The sequence below is a fragment of the Butyrivibrio sp. XBB1001 genome (genome assembly GCF_000424505.1).
Classification (GTDB): Bacteria; Bacillota; Clostridia; order Lachnospirales; family Lachnospiraceae; genus Butyrivibrio.
This window is the reverse complement of the sequence record NZ_AUKA01000014.1, coordinates 41,668-61,828: the sequence shown is the minus strand read 5'-3', so window position 1 is coordinate 61,828 and position 20,161 is coordinate 41,668. Positions and strand designations below refer to the sequence as shown.

General features: G+C 39.7%; 12 protein-coding genes. 9 read left to right on the top strand and 3 right to left on the bottom strand.

What is annotated here, in order from left to right; translation table 11 throughout:
• Nucleotides 1–71: 71 nt before the first annotated feature.
• The 4 genes from larC (at nucleotide 72) to G631_RS0112070 (ending at nucleotide 5,599) form a co-directional block, all read left to right on the top strand.
• Nucleotides 72–1,289: a nickel pincer cofactor biosynthesis protein LarC gene (larC, locus tag G631_RS0112085; RefSeq protein WP_026489670.1), complete on the top strand. Its 1,218-nt coding sequence runs from the start codon at nucleotides 72–74 to the stop codon at nucleotides 1,287–1,289.
• A gap of 43 nt (nucleotides 1,290–1,332) precedes the next feature.
• On the top strand, nucleotides 1,333–2,280 hold the full coding sequence (locus G631_RS0112080; RefSeq protein WP_026489669.1) for a GTP-binding protein: 948 nt from the start codon (nucleotides 1,333–1,335) through the stop codon (nucleotides 2,278–2,280).
• Nucleotides 2,281–2,365: 85 nt separating this feature from the next.
• The gene (locus G631_RS0112075; protein ID WP_242829099.1) at nucleotides 2,366–3,763 is read left to right on the top strand and encodes a sensor domain-containing diguanylate cyclase; all 1,398 of its coding nucleotides are present in this window, start codon (nucleotides 2,366–2,368) and stop codon (nucleotides 3,761–3,763) included.
• 36 nt (nucleotides 3,764–3,799) lie between these two features.
• Complete coding sequence (locus tag G631_RS0112070) at nucleotides 3,800–5,599, top strand: sensor domain-containing diguanylate cyclase (protein ID WP_026489667.1); 1,800 nt, start codon at nucleotides 3,800–3,802, stop codon at nucleotides 5,597–5,599.
• A 1-nt stretch (nucleotide 5,600) separates the two neighbouring features.
• Here the strand turns inward: G631_RS0112070 and G631_RS0112065 are convergent, their stop codons facing one another.
• Nucleotides 5,601–6,956, bottom strand: a complete 1,356-nt coding sequence (locus G631_RS0112065; protein WP_026489666.1) for an MATE family efflux transporter — start codon at nucleotides 6,954–6,956, stop codon at nucleotides 5,601–5,603.
• Between the two features lie 147 nt (nucleotides 6,957–7,103).
• The gene (gene pta, locus G631_RS0112060) at nucleotides 7,104–8,087 is read right to left on the bottom strand and encodes a phosphate acetyltransferase (protein ID WP_026489665.1); all 984 of its coding nucleotides are present in this window, start codon (nucleotides 8,085–8,087) and stop codon (nucleotides 7,104–7,106) included.
• A 199-nt stretch (nucleotides 8,088–8,286) separates the two neighbouring features.
• On the opposite strand from pta, the gene G631_RS0112055 reads away from it, so the two are divergent.
• A complete protein-coding gene (locus tag G631_RS0112055; protein ID WP_026489664.1) occupies nucleotides 8,287–8,526 on the top strand; it encodes a hypothetical protein in 240 nt (79 codons plus the stop codon).
• 107 nt (nucleotides 8,527–8,633) lie between these two features.
• Here G631_RS0112055 and G631_RS0112050 read toward each other — a convergent pair whose 3' ends face one another.
• Nucleotides 8,634–9,242, bottom strand: a complete 609-nt coding sequence (locus G631_RS0112050; protein WP_026489663.1) for a YgjV family protein — start codon at nucleotides 9,240–9,242, stop codon at nucleotides 8,634–8,636.
• 215 nt (nucleotides 9,243–9,457) lie between these two features.
• On the opposite strand from G631_RS0112050, the gene G631_RS0112045 reads away from it, so the two are divergent.
• The 4 genes from G631_RS0112045 to G631_RS20965 all read left to right on the top strand — a co-directional run bounded on the left by G631_RS0112045 (nucleotide 9,458) and on the right by G631_RS20965 (nucleotide 20,037).
• Nucleotides 9,458–10,987 (top strand): flotillin family protein, encoded by a 1,530-nt coding sequence (locus G631_RS0112045; protein ID WP_026489662.1) that lies wholly within the window; start codon nucleotides 9,458–9,460, stop codon nucleotides 10,985–10,987.
• A 228-nt stretch (nucleotides 10,988–11,215) separates the two neighbouring features.
• Complete coding sequence (locus G631_RS0112035; protein WP_026489660.1) at nucleotides 11,216–12,694, top strand: alpha-L-fucosidase; 1,479 nt, start codon at nucleotides 11,216–11,218, stop codon at nucleotides 12,692–12,694.
• 57 nt (nucleotides 12,695–12,751) lie between these two features.
• Entirely contained in the window at nucleotides 12,752–16,021 is a 3,270-nt protein-coding gene (locus G631_RS0112030; RefSeq protein WP_026489659.1) for an alpha-mannosidase, read from the top strand.
• Nucleotides 16,022–16,317: 296 nt separating this feature from the next.
• Nucleotides 16,318–20,037 carry a hypothetical protein gene (locus G631_RS20965; protein WP_051197209.1) on the top strand — a complete coding sequence of 1,240 codons (3,720 nt, stop codon included), beginning with the start codon at nucleotides 16,318–16,320 and terminating at the stop codon, nucleotides 20,035–20,037.
• The last annotated feature ends 124 nt before the right edge of the window (nucleotides 20,038–20,161 follow it).

Below are 20,161 nucleotides of genomic sequence, written 5' to 3'. Positions count from 1 at the left end.
ATATAAGTACCATATGTGATATATGTAATATGTGTTTTTGCAAGCTAAAGGCAGTTTATTTGGAGGTAATTATGAAGACCTTATACATCGAATGCAAAATGGGAGTTGCTGGAGATATGCTTGGTGCCGCCCTGTTGGATCTGTTAGACGAACAGGAAGAAGTGCTGGCAGAGCTAAATGAAATTGGAATAAAAGGTGTTGAATTTAAGCTTACTGACACAGAAAAATGTGGGATTAAGAGCAAACATTTAAGAGTCTTGATCAATGGTCAGGAAGAGATTCCGGAATACATTGCCTCCGATGAGAGGCTAGATGACCACGAGCATCATGAACATGAACATAATCATATCCACAGAACTCTTTATGACATAGAAGACATAATTGAGGCTATGACAGTATCCAAAGACATTAAAAGCGATGTCAGAGAAATCTATGAGCTACTTGCAGAAGCAGAGAGCCAGGCCCATGGCGTGCCTGTAGATAGGATTCATTTCCATGAAGTTGGAAACTTGGATGCAATAGCAGATATTACGGCGTCTTGTTATCTTATACACAAATTGGAACCAGAGAAGATAATAGTATCTCCTATAAATGTAGGAGGTGGCATGGTGAAGACTGCACATGGTGTGCTTCCTGTTCCGGCGCCAGCCACAGCCACATTGTTAAAAGGAATTCCAAGCTATGAAAGTGAATATGTAAGGTCAGAGCTTTGTACTCCTACAGGAGCTGCTTTGATCAAGTACTTTGCAGATGAATTTAAGCCTCAGCCTTTAATGGCAGTTGAAAAAATAGGTTATGGGGCAGGAAACAAGGATTTCGCGCAGGCAAATGTAGTGAGAGCAGTGTTGGGAGAGACCACAGACGAAATAGAAAACGTTATTGAGCTGGCATGTAACATAGATGACATGACAGCAGAAGAGATTGGTTTTGCTACGGAGATGCTTTTTGAAGCAGGAGCATTGGAGGTTTATACAATAGCAGCTGATATGAAAAAGAACCGTCCTGGAACACTTCTTTATTGCGTGTGCAAGCTGGATAAGAGAGACCTGATAGTACAGACTATTTTTAAACATACAACAACATTAGGAATACGTGAGAATATCTGTAATAGATATGTTCTTTCAAGAGAAATACAGAAAATAGACACTCCTTATGGAGAAGTAAGGAAAAAAGTATCCTCAGGCTATAATGTGTCCAGATTTAAGCTTGAGTATGATGATATAGCAGGCATTGCCAAGAGGACAGGGAAATCTATCCTGGACCTAAAAAAAGAACTTGAAGAATGCTAAAATTTTGCCTCTAATTTCGATTTTTTAGCAGGGAGTGGATAAATTGATCAAGCTAGACTTAATAACAGGATTTTTGGGCTCTGGAAAGACGACATTTATAAAAAGATATGCGGAGTATCTTTTAGCAGAGGGAGAAAAAATCTGTATTATAGAAAATGACTTTGGAGCCATAAACGTAGATATGGTTTTGCTCAAGGAATTAGAAAGTGAAAAATGCAGCCTTGAAATGGTAGTTGGTGGCGACGGAAAAGAGGCTCACAAAAGGCGACTAAAGACAAAACTTATATCTATGGGTATGCTTGGGTATGACAGAGTGATAATTGAGCCTTCAGGGATATATGATGTGGATGAATTTTTTGACCTTGTATATGAGGAGCCATTGGATAGGTGGTATGAAATTGGCAACTGTATAGTTATCATAAATCCCAAAATGAATCAGGAATTATCTAGAGAATCAAGATATATCATAATGTCTGAGATAGCAGTAGCTGGCGTAACTATCATGAGCAGAGCAGATGAAGCGACAAAGCAGGACAAAGAAAAGATAGTAAAAGAAATAAATTCTGCTATGGCAGAGTTTGGCTGTAAGGAAGTAATCGATGATAAAAAGATAATAGAAAAGGCAATATATGATCTGGATAAGCAGGACTTATGCCGGATAAGGAATGCAGGATATCATAGAACAAGCCACATGAAAATACCAGTTGATCAGGAAACACAGTACCAGACAGTTTTTTATTTTAATTATGCCAAGGACAAAAAAGAATTATCAGAGCTTATTTCAACGATATTTCAGGATTCTGAATGTGGAAATGTGCACAGGATAAAGGGAATGGTCCAAGATACGGACGGAACGACCTATGAAATAAATAGCACATGTGATGAAATAAAAACTAAAATGGTTACTACTGAGAAACCTGTACTTATCGTTATTGGAGAGAACCTAAATAAGAATAAGCTCGCCAGATACCTTGGTGAGCCAACATTATAAATCGAATACTGTTTATATTACAACGCTTTTGTGATAAAATATTCTGTGTAAGTTTCTGTTGTCAGCCTAATTGGAGTAAACGATTATGGAATCAAAGAGCAACGAAGGTAAGATTGGCTATTCACCTATGGTAGAGTTTAGTCCCAGCGATATTCTTTATATGCTCAAGGACCTACCGGATGCATGTTGTATTTTTAAAGTTCTAACAGATCCTTTTGGAACTGTTAAGGATATGTTGTTTCTTTTTGCCAATGACAAGTACGGCCAGCTTGTTGGGAAACCAGCAGCTGAGCTTGTGGGATGCACATATCATTCCACAGTAAATAATAGAGATGAAGACTGGATTGGATACAGTTATCAGGCTGCAATTCTGCGCCAATCCAGCATTTCCAGGACATATAATTCTAATTTCGACAAATGGTTCGAATTCTGGGCAGTCCCTGTTTTTCAGAAGGGATTCTGTGCATTTATTATTCATGATGTTACTGCAGTTAAAAAGAGTGAGGAATCAACAGCACTTGCGTCAAACACTAATCAGCTTGTCATAGATTGTGCCACAGCTGTTTCTTCGGCTGAGTTTGGTAAGGGAGTAAAGAAGGTTTTAAAACTTTTAGGACAGGCAATTGAAGCGGATAGAGTGTACATTGTTCCTACCAAGGACAGCATTATCAAGGATGTGTATATGTGGCTAAACAGTGCTAGAAATTCAAATTTGCCAGATAAAAAGGCATTTGAAAGATACGATGTCAAAGCCCTTTGGGAGAAACAGCTAAACGGAAAAAACATTGTTGTTATCAATGATACAGCGACATTGATAGAAGAAAATGAAGAGATGTACAACAATATTATGGCTGGTGCTTTATACAGATATATAGTTGTCCCTTTGATGGATAAAAAGGAGAAGCTGGGATATCTGGTTGCTGACAATTATTCTAATGAACTTGATGTCAACATTGTTGATGTAATGGAATCTGTGGCTATTTTTATTGCTGCTGAGATGAGAAATAAGGCACTTACAGATGACCTTTTATATTTGGGAAGTCATGACAGCTTAACAGGCCTTGGAAACAGGCATGCTCTTAACCAGACACTAATGCTTCTTGTTGATATGTCTACTACTGTTGGTGTGTGTTATTCAGATATCAATGGACTAAAAACTGTTAATGATGAGCAAGGGCATGAGGCGGGTGATGAGCTTCTAAAAAATACGGCTGATATTTTTGCATCGGTATTTAAAAAGAAACACTGTTACAGAATAGGCGGCGACGAGTTTATCGTAATCATGCCAGAAGTTGATGAAGATATTTTTGAGACTATGGTACACAAGCTAAAGACCAAGCTTAAAACTATTTCTGTATCCATAGGATATATCTGGTCTTCTGATTCTAAAAACATAAAGAATATAGTAAGAGAAGCAGACGAGGCTATGTACGGAAGTAAAGCGGAATACTATAAGACCCACGAGCGTAGGCATAATACGTAATGATCCGTTTTATGAGGAAGGCGGAGGCAACTATTGTTGAATGCGCATGAATATGAATTTAATACGATCAAGATAAAAAAAGAGCATGAGAATGCCCTTAAGACATTGCGCTCTTTATATGATCATATTAATTTTCTGGATGTAAGTAGTTTAACGATAAAGAGGCTGTACACAAGTGATGGAATGATCCTCGATTCTGAGGAAAAGAGCTTTATAGATTATGTAGAAGATTATTCAAGAGAATATATACATCCGGATGACATAGCTGAGTACAAGAAGTATGCGGATCCTAAACAGATAGTTAAACGCCTGGAGAAAGAAGGAAAATCTTTTTCTATGGCCTATTTTAGGACAAGGATAGGCGAAGAACTATATATCTGGAAAGCATATATCGTTATGAAGCCCACTGGAACGGCTGATAATATATATTTATCATGTGTAAGGGATGTGGACACGGAAACAGAGCATATCCTGATTAAAAACGATTATGTAAGGCTGTTTAATGATCTGCCACTTGCATATGCTGTAATTCAGATAGATGCTAAAAGTCCCGAAGATATTAAAGAAATGAGTGTACTTTACGCCAGTAATAGACTCGCCAAGATGATGGGAGTGGATTCAGGAGAAATAGTCGGAACGGATATATTTGGTACTTTTTCTAAGGATCTTTTAGAAGTAAGAAAGGTCATGTATGATGCTGCGTATAAGGGCATAAATGGTAGATTGATCTTTTATTCAAAATCGGCAGAAAAATGGCTCAATATAGTAGCGGACAGGGCAGCCTCTACAGGAAGATGCGCTATTATTCTAGAGGATGTAACAAAAGAGCATCTTACCACAGAATTTATAGATAGAGAGTGGCATACAGACGATTTGATCATTAGCTGCACCAAGATACTTCATAGTGGTCTTCCTCATGAAGAGGCTATCAATCGGCTGATCAAGCAGGTCGGAGAGGCTATTAGGGCAGATAAGATTTATATTATTGAGAATGTTTATGACGGCGTTTACAGGGTATCTTTCGAATGGTGCAACGATGGGATACCATCGTTTAAAGATAAACTTCAACACATAGAGGGCCAAGATTTCTGGAACTGGGAAGCAGAGTTTCCTGGTGCATTCAGCCTGGTCATTGACAATGTTGAAAGTATAAAGGATTCCCATCCAAAATTATATTCCAACCTTGTTAAGTACGGTACACGATCAATTGTGGAAATACCTATTCGTGATGACGGAAAGCTTATAGGCTATTTTGGGTGCAGCAATTTCGTTAAGATCAAGAATATCGATATAAAAGAGCTGATGGAAACAGTTTCGTATTTTCTTTCTTCTGAATTTAGCAGGCGTAGACTGATTGAGGAGCTTGAAAATAAAAGCGTATACGATGGGTTGTGTGGTATAAAGAACCGAAGCGCAATGGAAATGTCCATCAAGATGTACAAGAAGAGAAGTTTTACAGTAGGCGTTTTATATGCTGATGCAAACGGACTTAAGGTTTTAAATGATACAAAAGGCCATGAAGCAGGAGACGAGCTGCTAAAGGAAATTTGCATTATCATGAAACGCAGATTTAACAGAGATTATGTATACCGTGCAGGTGGCGATGAATTTGTTGTAATAGTACCCAAAATGGAAAAAAAGGATTTTTGTGATGCCTGTGAGGCTCTGATACAGGACTTTGAACAGGCACCTGGAATATCTATAGCAGTGGGCTACGAATGGGGAGCCAATTCTTCTGATGTAGATACTATCATGAAAGCTGCCGACACAAAGATGTATGAAGATAAGGCAAATTACTACAGAAAGAACAATAGAAGAAGGTCGGCAGATATCTGATTTACTGGTAGGAAGCGTTTACCTTGCGCTCCCAACCACTATTTTTAAAGTAGATCAGCATAATGATACTGCAGACGAGCCAGCCCATAGGGTATGCAATGGATATTGGATATATTGAGGTTGTCAGGTGAGATACAATAAAGAGATATATCTGCCTGAATACTACAAAAGAGCTCAACATGATATACATAGGAGCTTTGGCGTCTCCAACACCTCTAAGAGCGCCAGCATGCGTTTGATTACTACAGCACAAAATATCAAAGAAACAGTTCATTCTGATAAAGATAGTTCCAAATCTTACGACTTCAGGATCTGAATTGAAAAGGGATACAATCTTGGGAGCAGCAATAAACTCAGGAATAACAAGAGCCAGAGTGCATAAAGCTGCAAGGAAAAGAGATTCGCGTATTCCTTTTTTTATTCTGTCTACATTGCCTGCTCCGGCATTTTGTCCAACAAAAGTTGTTGCTGTAAGAGCAATACTCTGCATGGGAAGCATAACAAATGCATCTATTCTGCCATAAGCTCCCCAACCAGCAGTACTGCTTTCTCCAAATCTGTTGATATAGCTTTGAACAAATAGATTAGAGAATGAAATAACAGCTGATTGTATTCCGGCAGGCATTCCTATAGTGATAATCTGAGACAAAATAGATTTATCTATAGCCATTTCTTTTAATCTGAGGTTATAACATTCCTTGTTGAAAAAGAGCACAGCGATGGTTAGAATCGCAGAAATAAACTGTGAAATGATAGTTGCATAGGCTGCACCAGCAACACCCAAATGAAGGTTAATAACAAAGAAAAGATCAAGGAATATATTTAGTATAGATGTTATGATTAGGAAAATAAGAGGCCTTACAGAGTCTCCTACAGCACGTAATATAGCTGAGCCTATGTTATACATCATAAGGCCGGTAATACCCAGAAAATATATTTGCAGATATTGTGTAGCAAGAGGCATTACAGACTCAGGAGTAGACATAAATACCAAAAGAGGAGGAGTAAGGAAAAAGCCTACTATCATAAGAAAAAGACTCAGGATAAAGGTACATATCACTGAGGTATGAACTGCTCTTCTAAGACCAGGAATATTCTTGGCACCAAAATAATGGCTGATAACAACGCTAGAACCTGCGGAAAAGCCCATAAAGAAGCCTACAAGTGTGTTAATTGCAGGCGCAACACTAGTGACAGCTCCAAGTCCATCCGGACCTACGACCTGTCCTACAATAATACTGTCTATGGTGTTATATAGCTGCTGAAAGACATTTCCGGCAAGAAGGGGAATAGCAAAAAGAATCATCTCTTTCCTGATATTTCCCACTGTCATGTCCATTGTTGATGTTTTAGCCATGAAGTAACCTTACTTTCTAACATAGAATTTGAATCTCAAATTAAGCAAAATAAACCAAAAGGTCTTGAATATATTCTATCATATATTGTATGCAAAAAAATTGACCACCGCTTATTATACACGGTGGCCAAAAAGATTCAATATTTATTAAGCAAGTGATGCAGTAATGATTGACATAGAATAAACTTCTATAGCATTGCATCCACGTGAAAGATCATTGATTGGAGCGTTAAGACCAAGAAGAATAGGTCCATAAGCTTCAAAGTTGCCCATACGCTGAGCAATCTTATAACCAAGGTTACCAGCATTGATATCAGGGAAGATAAATGTGTTAGCATGACCTGCTACTGGTGAACCAGGAGCTTTCTGCTTGGCAACACGAGGAGAAACAGCTGCGTCGAACTGAAGCTCACCATCGATAGGAACCTCTGGATATCTCTCCTGAGCCTTCTTGGTTGCGTTCTGCATCTTAGTTACTGTGTCATCCTTGGCAGATCCCTTAGTTGAGAATGAAAGGAATGCAACCTTAGGCTCTACGCCAAATCTCTTAGCGCAGTTTACTGTCTCGCCACAGATTTCAACAAGTTCATCCTCGTTAGGATTGATGTTGATACCGCAGTCAGCCATAGCTATAACCTCGTTGTCCCCTGTTGCTGAAGGACGAACAAGAATAAAGCATGAAGAAACGATTGTGTTCTCAGGCTTGGTCTTGATGATCTGAAGTGCTGGACGAACAGTATCAGCTGTTGAATAAGTAGCGCCTCCAAGAAGACAGTCACCAACGCCCATCTTAACAAGCATTGTACCAAAGTAGTTTGTCTGCTTGAGCATAGGAATAGCCTTCTCAGGAGTCATTCCCTTGCTCTTTCTAAGCTCACAGAACTCAGCAACCATCTCGTCGAACTTGTCATAGTTCTCAGGGTCGATGATCTGTGCGCCTCTGATATTGTAGCCAGCATCTTCTGCTGACTTATTGATAACGTCTGGGTTACCTAAAAGAATTGGCTTAAGGAAATTACCAGCAAGAAGTCTTGATGCTGCCTCGAGAATTCTAGGGTCTTCTCCCTCAGGGAAAACGATAGTCTTAGGGTTCTCCTTAAGTTTCTGGATCATATCTCCAAATCCGTACATATATTTTTCCTCCTTGTATGTTTAAACAAGATATTATATTTATGTAAGCGCATACATTTAGTATGCAATTGGCATTATAGTCCCTTAAAAATCAAAAGAATTTGATTTCAGTCAAAAATTCCTGTCTATTTTTTAACTAACTATTTTCCTATGTTTATGGTAGAATGACTTTATTATTTAGGGAAAGGAACAAAGTACAATGAACATGAATCCAATGCTGCTAATGCAGCTTCAGCAGAGATTTGGCCTTTTTCAGCAGGATCATCCCAAGGTACTTCCCTTTATGCAGGCAGTTGGCAACAACGCTGTAACAGAAGGCACAGTATTTGCAGTTAAGGTCACAACACCAGATGGAAAGGTCCTTGAATCTAATATCAAGCTGACAGCCAACGATATTGAAACCATCAATATGATGAAGAATGTTAATCCACAGCAGTAAAATCAAGAGAAAAAGAGGCGACTTTGAATATCATATGATATCTAAAGCCGCCTCTTACTATATTCTCGTTAAAACAGTGCTGATCAGATACGGAATTAGAATCTTGATCAAAAAGTTTTTTCGTAGTAGCCACCCATGTTTACAAAGCCTGTCTTAGTAAGATAAGCCTTGTGGTTTTCGTCTGAACCCCTGTAAGTAAGAGATTTGATACCGTCTTCAGGGAGTTTCGAGAACAGGAACTGACCAATTGAGAAGTCTCTGTACTCTGGAATTGAGTAGTCAAGTAAAACCTCCATAACACCATCTTTGAGTTCACCCAGCATTATTCCTGCAGGTTTGCCGTTATGGCAAACAACATATCCAGAATTAGCAGTTGCAAAATCCATATTGATACCAGGGAAACACTTGATGATATCTTCTTTATACTTATCAATTGTGTATTTAAGAAGAGAGTCATCAGTACCAGATTTTACCAGGTCATAGTTCTTCTTGGTATTGCTCATTTTGATCAGATAATAAATATTTATCATAACCAGACAGGCATTCATGATCGCAGTAGGGTATGAATGAATGATAAAGGCATATATAGTGAAAATAATACTTCCGATGGAATTAACCACACGGAGCTTAAACACTGATACCATTAAAAATGAAACCAAAACCAGTGCAGATCCTAAGTATCCAAAAGCTTCGATCAATATTTTACTTGTTTCCATCTTGTTACCTCTTTTGATTGTTATTTCCGACAATAATATGGTAACAAAATAATGGTATTAAAGCAAACTTATATGATTTTTGCAAAAATTGAAAAATATGCTCAGTTAATCCGCAAACTCTACTAATGTACCGCCTTCAAGGGATTGGTATTATTTTCTCATAACAAATGTGTATTTCACATGTTAGGGGCCCAGCCCAGGAAAGAGAGGAAAGTATGAGTTTAGATTTTTTGCAGTTAATTCCAGTTTTTGCAATCATTTTGATTGTAATAATGGTGATAGTAGCGGGGTATGTAAAAGCGCCTCCAGATAGAGCATTTATTATTTCAGGTATCAGAAGGAAGCCAAGGATACTGATTGGACGCGCAGGCATAAAGGTTCCATTCTTTGAGAGAGTCGACAAATTATATCTTGGACAGATGACTGTTGATATTAAGACAGAACAGTCAGTTCCAACAAATGATTTCATCAATGTTAATGTAGACGCTGTTGCGAAGGTAAGAATTGGTACAAGCCCTGAATCAATACAGCTTGCTGCCAAGAACTTCCTTAACAAGAATCCAGAGCAGATCACAGAAGATCTTCAGGATTCATTACAGGGTAACATGCGTGAGATCATTGGTACACTTGCTCTTAAGACAATCAATACTGACAGAGACAGCTTCTCTGATCAGGTTATGGAAAAAGCTTCAAGAGATATGAGTAAGCTTGGTATCGAGATTTTATCCTGTAACATCCAGAATGTAACTGATGAAAATGGTCTTATCAGTGATCTTGGTATGGATAACACTGCAAAGATCAAAAAAGATGCTGCAATTGCTAAGGCACAGGCAGACAGAGACGTTGCAATTGCCAAGGCAGAGGCAGATAAGGCTGCTAATGATGCGAGAGTTCTTGCACAGACAGAAATCGCTGAAAAGAACAACGCTCTTGCAATCAAGCAGGCAGAGCTTAAGCAGCAGGCTGACACTGCAAACGCTATTGCAGACGCTGCATATGCTATTCAGCAGCAGGAACAGCAGAAATCTATTGCTACAGCTACAGTTAATGCTCAGATTGCAAAGGCAGAGCGTGAGACAGAACTTAAGCAGAAAGAAGTACTTGTAAAACAGCAGGAACTTGCTGCTGAGATTGAGAAAAAGGCTGATGCTGAGAAGTATCAGGCTGAGAAGAAGGCTGAGGCAGAGCTTATACAGCGTCAGAGAAAGGCTGAGGCTGCCAAGTACGAGCAGGAGAGAGAAGCTGATGCCAAGAAGGCAAAAGCTGAGGCTGAGAAATATGCTCTTGAGCAGCAAGCAGCAGGTATTAAAGCTAAATATGATGCTGAGGCAGCTGGTATTGCTGCAACAGGTCGTGCTGAAGCGGAAGCTATAAAGGCGAAAGGTCTTGCTGAGGCTGAAGCAATGGAGAAAAAGGCAGAAGCTTATAGAAAGTACAATGGCGCTGCTATGGCAGAAATGATGATCAAGGTAATGCCTCAGATTGCTGCTGAGATTGCAAAACCTCTTTCACAGATTGATAAGATTAACATCTATGAGACTGGTGAAGGCGGCGAAAGTGGTGCAGCCAGAATCTCTGGAAATATGCCAATTGTCATGAAGCAGGTATTTGATACAATGAGCGAAGCAACAGGTGTTGATTTTGCTGAGATCATGAGAGCTAACACTTATGACGCTAAGGTAAATAAGAATGTAAATATCAGTGGAGCAGAAGTAACTGTTGCTACTGAAGCAAAAGAAAAGTAAATATATAAAATATATAACATATATGTTACTACAGCCCACTACCTGGGATCATTTTTCCGGGTGGTGGGCTCTTATATTGCAAAGCGCTTTACTCGTTTGGATAGAAAGTGACATTTTCCTGTTAAAAATGAGCAAAATATGCGTACATTTCGTAGAAGGAGCCATTGTATAATGATTGATAGTGAAATGTATAAATTTATTTAAAAATTTTTTCAGAGGGTATAGCAGATGACAAAAGACGAATATTTAAAGGAAATTGAAAGGGTAGTTGAAAACGGAAAATTTAGAGCAGATTGGGGGTCACTTTCAGCCCATGAAACACCAAAGTGGTTTAAGAATGCCAAGTTTGGTATTTTCATTCATTATGGAATCTATAGTGTGCCAGGATATGGCAATGAATGGTATTCCAGAAATATGTATAACAGAGAGAGCAGAGAGTTTAAGCATCACGTAGAAACTTATGGAACACAGGATAAGTTTGGCTATAAGGATTTTATCCCTATGTTCAAGGCAGAGAAATTTGATGCGCACAAATGGATTGAAACTTTCAAAAAAGCAGGCGCCAAGTATGTAGTTCCTGTTATGGAGCACCATGATGGCTTTGCTATGTATGATACTGAATTTAATAGGTGGAATGCGGCAAACATGGGGCCTAAAAAGAATATAGTTGGAGAATTAAGAGAAGAGTGTGAGAGGCAGGGCCTTACTTTCTGTGGCTCTTCTCACAGAGCAGAGCACTACTTCTTTATGAATCTGGGACGCGAGTTTGACAGCGATGTAAATGACGAGAAATACAGCGACTTTTATGGGCCAGCAGTTCTTTGCCCAGAGTGGCAGAATGAGCAGTTTACAGCTAGTACTGAGAATCCGGATTCAAAGGGCGCAAGCAAGGAGTGGCTTGATGACTGGATTGTGAGAACTGCAGAGATCATCGACAGATATCAGCCTTCTATGCTTTATTTTGACTGGTGGATCCAGAATATATCCTTTAAGCCTTACCTTAAGAAGCTGGCTGCATATTATTACAACCGTGCTGCAGAGTGGGGAAAAGAAGTAACAATTTGCTATAAGCACAATGCTTTCCCACCAGATGTTGCTACTTTTGACATGGAAAGAGGCGCACTTTCAGAGATTTCACCTAGATACTGGCAGACAGATACAGCAATAGGGAACAGATCCTGGGGATATATAAAGGACAACGAGTACAAGAGTGGATACAAGCTTGTATGCGACCTAATCGATGCAGTTAGTAAAAATGGTAATTTCCTTCTGAATCTTGGACCAAAGCCAGATGGAAGTTTCACTGAGGAAGATGAGAGGGCACTTTCTGAGATGGGACAGTGGCTTTCTACAAATGGAGAGGGTATCTATGAGACCAGTTACTGGAGACAGTACAAGGAAGGTGATAGCGTGATCGCAAGCGGCACTTTTGCAGACGCTGGAGAGGTGCAGTATACAGCTTCTGACTTCAGATTTACATATAAGGGTGGCTATGTATATGCTTACTGGATGCGCCCTGCAGTTCAGGATGCCAAGATCAAGGCCTTTAGGACAGAGCCTATGAGAGGGCTTTTGGTGGATGAGGTAACTCTTTTATCAACAGGAGAAAAGCTCTCATTTGAAAGAAATGAAGAGGAAATGATAATTAAGGCGTCAGAGACCTTTAAGTCTGATATGCCGATATGCTTTAAGATAAAGCTTATGTGATCTTTAGACGAATAAAAGCCTTTGGACAAGTCAGGGGATAAGAGTGAGGGTAATCCCATGAACAGAGATGTTTACGAGCAAGATATGAATAAAAGACTGGAGCTTGTGGAGAATACTGCTAACAGACTAAAAAGTCAGATGTTTGGCAGGAAAATAGACATAACAAGTGTTATGAATCCTGCAGGAATACGGCACAAAAAAGTAGGCTATGGCCAGCGAAAAGAGCTATTTGGAAACTATCTGGAATGGGATAAATTTCAAAATGGTGATCTCTGGGGAGAACCTGATGGTCATGATCTTTTCAGAGTAAAAGTAACTATTCCAGAGGAATTTTCAGGCAGAGAGGTTTTCTTTTTCTTAAGTACTGGTGCAGATGATATCTGGAACACAGATAATCCTCAGATGCTTGTATATATAAACGGTGTAAGACGCAGCGGAATGGATATGAACCACAACTGTGTCAGTGTTTATGGAGTAAATGACTGGAAAAAAAATACTGACAGGATTGTTGATATCGCTATCTATGGCTACTCAAATTTATCCATAAATGGTAACTACCTGAAAATGGAGTTGGCAGCTTTGGACGAAGCGGCTAAGAATGCATTTTTTGACATTAGTGTCGCTTTTGACGCAGCGAAAGCAATGCTGGGATTTGACTCCAGGAAAAATGCAATTGACCTTTTAAGTGACAAAAAGGCAATAGAAAATAATCAGCCCGTAGATTCTAAGAATGCAGACAAAATTCTGAATATTTTGGTTGAAGGAAGTAGGATGCTCCAGGCCGCTGGTACAAAATACGACATTGATGCTGACTACTACACAAAAGAGTCTATGACACAAATGTCAGTTTTTCTTCATGATAATCTCTATGGCAGAGAACAATCTGCCCAAACAGTGGCCAGTACTGGGCATACACACATCGACGTTGCCTGGAAATGGCCTGTAAGACAGACCAGAGAAAAGGTTATCAGAAGCTATTCCACGGTCATGGAGCTTATGAAAAGGTATCCTGAATACCTCTTTATGGCCAGTACTCCCCAGATGTATGAATTTGTAAGGGAAGATGAGCCAGAGCTTTTTGAGGAAATCAAGGAAAGAGTAAAAGAGGGCCGTTTTGAGCCAGAAGGGGCTATGTGGCTTGAGGCTGACTGCAATCTTACAAGCGGAGAGTCCCTTGTAAGGCAGATTTTGTATGGAAAAAGATATTTTAAGGAAGTCTTTGGCGTAGATAGCAATATTTTGTGGCTTCCTGATGTGTTTGGCTATAGTGCAGCCATGCCACAGATTTTGAAAAAGAGTGGGATAAGAGCCTTTGTGACAACAAAGCTTGCCTGGAATGACACTAACAGAATGCCTCATGATCTTTTTATGTGGAAGGGGATTGATGGAACCATGATCCCTACTTATCTTATAACTACCTGCGATCTGCCAAGGGCTGACATGGTTATGAGAGAAGGCGGAATACTAAACTACACCTACAACGGTAGGCAGGATGCAAGCCAGATCATGGGAACCTGGAGAGCTTTCAGGGAAAAAGATATTACAAACGAGACACTGACAGTTTATGGCTTTGGCGATGGAGGCGGCGGTCCAACCTGGGAGATGCTGGAACAGGACAGAAGGCTTAGGGAAGGTATCCCTGGATGCCCAGTAACTGTGCAGAAATCTGTGACTGAGTTCATGGATGGACTACTGGAAAAGGTTTCAGAAAGCGATAATGTTCCTGAGTGGGAGGACGAATTATACCTAGAATTCCACAGAGGAACCTATACTTCCATGGGGAAAAATAAGCGCTACAATAGAAGGCTTGAACATCTTCTTAAGGAAGCTGAAATTCTTTTGACATATGCTCATCTGGAGGCAGGCCTTGAATATCCTGCGAAAGAGCTTATGGAAGCCTGGAAGATACTTATGCTCAACCAGTTCCATGATATTCTGCCAGGATCTTCAATTGAGGAAGTATATCAGGTTTCTGAAGAGGACTATAAGCGTGGAATTCACATTGTTGAAGAGCTAATTAAGAGAGCAATTTTGGTTTTTAATATTTCAGATAAAGAAAGTGACAAAAAGGCCGTTAAAAAATCTACTAACGGGATAATTATCAGAGGTGCTTCTGAAGGAGTCAGGGGACTAAAAATAGAAACTAACTACTATGTCATTTCTTTTGATGAAAAAGGGGAAATTATAAGCCTCTACGATAAGGAAATCGGTGGCGAGATCAGAGATATGACACAAACGTCGCTAAATAGACTCATCGCTTTTAAGGATGAACCACTTGAGTATGATGCCTGGAATATTGATGCGAATTTTGAAGACATATCTTTTGATATAACAGATTTAAGTGAGATATCTGTCTTAACATATAAGAAAGATGGCTCATTTGTGGACATTTCTGAAACAGTTTTTGGTGAGGAAAGTAGCGGCTTAGACGGGGATTTCTGTGAGCTTCACCTGAAGCTTCTGAGGAAGTTTTGCAGTTCTACGATTAGCCAGACCATAGTTATAAGAAATGATGAAAGGCGCATAGATTTTAGAACTAAAGTGGACTGGCATGAGCATCAGATCCTGCTAAAGGCGGCATTCCCTGTGAATATTGATTCTAGGGAGATTACCTGCGAGATTCAGTTTGGTGACATAAAAAGAAATCTATCAAGGGATAATAGCTGGGATAGGGCTAAATTTGAATGCTGCGCCCATAGGTGGATGGATATTTCTGATAGAAATGGAGGAAATTACGGCGTTGCTGTGCTCAACGACTGCAAATATGGATATGATGCAAAGGAAAAGATGATGCGACTTACTCTGATTAAGTCAGGAATATTCCCTAATCCTAACGCTGATCAGGGAGAGCACGAGTTTACGTATTCTCTTTTGCCACATCCAGGTGATCATAGAGAGGGCAATGTAATAGAAGAAGCAGAGGCTTTAAATGGTGAGAGCCACTATTATGTTCCTAAGAATGATCCTCTTTCTTCTATATTAAGCGAAGAAAAGAGATCTGCTTATAACCTGGTAAAAGATATAGAGAAAGCGGTAATTGATCTTGGTGATAGCCAGGGTGTGTATATTGATGCTATCAAGCTGGCAGAGGATTCTGGGGATATTATAATCAGGCTTCACGAAGGCCATGGAAGAAGCAGGCAGGTAAATGCTGTTTTGTTTTCTAATATAAGAAGAGATATTTCTATTGCAGAAGTATATGAGTGTGATCTTTTGGAAAAAAGGCTTAGTGAAGCAGCTTTGCGGTATTTTGATGCAGATAAAAAACTCAGCTTATATATGGAAGCTTATGAGATAAAGACAATAAGAATTGTCATAAATGGATAAAAATTGATAATTTCATGTCAAACAGGGGACAAAATAGAAACTGGGAATAAAAAGTATAAATCAAAAATATCACAAAATTAACTGACAATATCAAATTGTAATGCAAATATGATTGAATTATAAAACGATTCTTAAAAAGGTCAAAAACGGGTGTTTTTGGCCTTTTTTGTGACCTTTTTGTGACTATCAGGGGAGTAATGTGTTCTCAACAAGAAACACAAAACACTTTTGAAATATTGAAATTGTACAAGGTGGCTCACGGAAGAGCTTTTTGATATGAAAAGGAGATCAATATTATGAAGGAGAGAAATAATGGTAGCAAGTTAAGAAGATGGTATTACATGTTAGCAGCATCTGCTCTTTCTGTAGGACTGATGTATACAAGTTCAGTTACATCATTTGCAACAGATAATGATGATACAGAATTAAATGATGGAAACGACGGAGATACAGGTGAAAATAAAGGAAGCGGAACAGAAGGAAGCGGAAGCGGATCAGCAGGCAGTGGAGAGCAAGGCGGCACAGGCGGATCAGCAGGAAGCGGAGAGCAAGGCGGCACAGGCGGATCAGCAGGCAGTGGAGAGCAAGGCGGCACAGGCGGATCAGCAGGAAGCGGAGAACAGGGCAGTACAGGCGGATCAGCAGGTAGTGGAGAGCAAGGCAGTACAGGCGGATCAGCAGGTAGTGGAGAGCAAGGCGGAAACAACGGCGGCACAACAGCAGGAAGTGGAGAGCAAGGCGGAAGCAACGGCGGCACAACAGCAGGAAGTGGAGAGCAAGGCGGAAGCAATGGCGGCACAACAGCAGGAAGCGGAGAGCAAGGCGGAAGCAACGGCGGCACAACAGCAGGAAGTGGAGAGCAAGGCGGAAGCAACGGCGGCACAACAGCAGGAAGCGGAGAGCAAGGCGGAAGCAACGGCGGCACAACAGCAGGTAGTGGAGAGCAAGGCAGCACAGGTGGATCAGCAAATAGCGGAGCACAGCCAGGCGAAAACAGCACTCCAGCACCTAAGGTTACAATTTCTTTTGATAATTTCACAGCAGATTCTACTGCAATTAGTGATCAGACAACAGACGGAACAGGAAGACTTGCAGGATATGAGACAAGAGTTCTTCATTATATAGCAGCAGGAACTAATCAGGAAACTACTTCAATTACTTTCTGGCGTTCAGACGATAGTAAAGTAGCACTTACTATAGATGATTTTGATATTTCAGGTATTGATACTGACCTTTATGATGTTACATTTTCTCCTGAGTTTGGAATGATCAATATCACAAAAAAGGCAACATCAGCTGGAACATCTACAGGAACAGGCTCAGGAAGCGAATCCGGATCAGGAACAGATTCAGGCTCTACATCAGATGACACTACAACAACTGTATATTACAATTTTCAGCAAGTAACTACTGTTACTACAGATCAGAGTTACTATTTCGTTCCTTATACTTATGAAGATCTTGATGCAAACAGTGCAGTAATCGGAGTACCTCAGGGAACAGCAAAGCTTTCATCTCCCTCAAATTTTACTAGAAATAACAGTTATGCTTATAATCAGTTAAAAGCATATACTAATTTCTCTGGTAGTGAAAGCGATATAAAAGTAAATGTCCATGTTGATCAGGCCGGAACTGGATTTGATACTTGTAGTAACGGATCAGTTTATCAGGCTGATGGAATTAAAAATAGTACATATACACAGTTTGAAGACTATATGGCATATTGGTGCGATGCAGGTGGAGCGCAGGCTTTTACAATACCTTCTTATGGGTATCCCAATAAAGATTACATCTTTGGTAGATTATATACATATACCACAGCTCAGCTTACAGCGGCAAGCCTTCAGGCAACAGTTAATGAAGAACAGTTCGCAGGTATGAGCACAGGTTCTTTCCAGATTAGTGATTCTGATGTAGGTAAGTACCTGAACATGACAATTGATATTGGCAAAACATCATACAATGTAGGCGGATGTACATTGGTAGATAGAACATTAAATTATAGAGGTGGCGATAACACAATTTCTGTAGCATTTGGAAATACTGTAAAGACTATTACAGTTGATACAACAGGTCTTGCCAAGCAGGTTTGGCAGGAAGATAACGCAGCAATGATAAATGCTGGAACAGTTTCAAATAATGATCTTGCAAGCCTTCAGAGAGCAATTAGTGAAGGTATTGCAAACCCAGAAGTATCAGCAGAAGACGTTGCAGCTCTTAAGGATAAGCTTAATGCAGCAATTTGGCTTAAGAATAACAACGCAGCAGTTACTGCAGATCCTGACGATGTAAACAATTATGATGCAATCGTTAATGTTAATTCCAAGTATACAAAGGTTCCATCAAAGGTTCAGGCTTACATGGGAAATAACTTTGGAACAAACCTTGGAACAAAAAAGACACAGGTTACAACAAATGTAAATAACGCAGCAGATGCATTCATGAATGCACATGTAAAATTTGCTGGCGATACAAATCCTTTTGCAGACGCAACAGCAGCAAATACAGATCAGATTCTTGCAAGTGAAGAAATATATGACAATCTTGCAGACGTAGTAAAGAGATTTATCGATGAGAAGTATACAGCACAGAATACCGGAATTATGGGCGACACAGTTAATCCATGTCTCACATATGCAGATATTCTTGGCAGAGCAAAGAGCGTTAAGCAGCACGCTGACGATTTTGTAAACGAGTTCGTTTCTATTCTTGTTAGCAACGATGATGAGAACGAAGATGACGACAGACTTGTTTACGACAATACAAATAATTCAAACTATCAGCAGATCCTTAGAGGAACATATGCATGGAATAACCTGACAGAAGAAGAGCGCTTATATGTAAATAAGGCCCTTAATCTTGGACGTCAGTTAGATCCAGAAGCAGAAGGCGCAGATTTAGTAACTTTTGAAAAGCTTCTCGACAAGGCAAGATCTATTTTAGCAGCAAACACAAGACATGACGTGATTGACGAAGCCCCAGTATACCAGGGTGAAGCAAAAGAAGAAGTAGTATTTGTTAAGGCTAAAAAGACAGAGAAGAAGGCAGTAGAAGAGCCTATAGAGGAAGAAAAAGAAGTAAAGACAAAGAAGACAACTACAGCATCAACAAATAAACAGACTGGTAACAACGAAGAAGATCTTTTTGGACTTGATATCCTTCATGAGAGACAGAATAATGGCCAGTTAACAAATAAGTTGACAAATATGTACAAGACATTTGCAACAATGGCAGCTGATGTTGCTAATCCAACAGCTAAGCGCGCAACACAGACTTTTGGTGATGGTTCTATCGTCATTAAGGTTGAGTCCTGGCTTACAAACCTTATAAATGGAACTGGCGAATGGTCAACATCAAGCACAAAATATAAAGTAATATCTGACTCAGAGTCACAGATTAGCTACGAGCTTGAGAACATCAACGTTTTAGCAGCAGCTTGCCTTACAAACGCAGAACTTTACAGTGTAAATAACGGCGGCACAATGGAAATCAGACTTCGTATTACTCCTAACGAGGAGAAGGTAAGCACAGAGCATAAACAGCAGTTCGATGAGACAATAAAGTCTTTACAGGAAGCACATTCAACACTTACAAAGGGCGAGTATATAGATATTTCTCTTGAGAAGCGCTTCAATGCAGGAGAGTGGCAGTATGTGCCAGAGGCAAACAATCAGATCAAGATTACTATCGATGTTCCTTCAAACCTTAAGAAGGCTGACAGAAAGTTCTTCGTAATCAGAAATCATGACGGTGAGTGCACAGTACTCGATGACCTTGACGATGACAACACAACACTTACATTTGAGACAGATCGTTTCTCTGATTATCTCATCGTTTACGATGATAACTACAGCGAAGCAGTAGCAAATGTAGCAGTTGGAACAGTTGTAGTTCCTGAGACAGTTGAGACTGTAGAGAACGCTTATAACGTACAGAATGCACTGTACCTTATAACAATTATGATATTACTCATTATCTTTGCAATCATCGTTGATAGCAGAAGAAAGAGCAACTAATATATACTATTTTACTTTATAAAAATGTAATAATTTACAGGAGGTCAAAAACGGCCTCCTGTATTTATATGCTGCGAATTTACGGGTATAATTAAGTGGGAGTGTGTTTATAAGAGATAGGAGT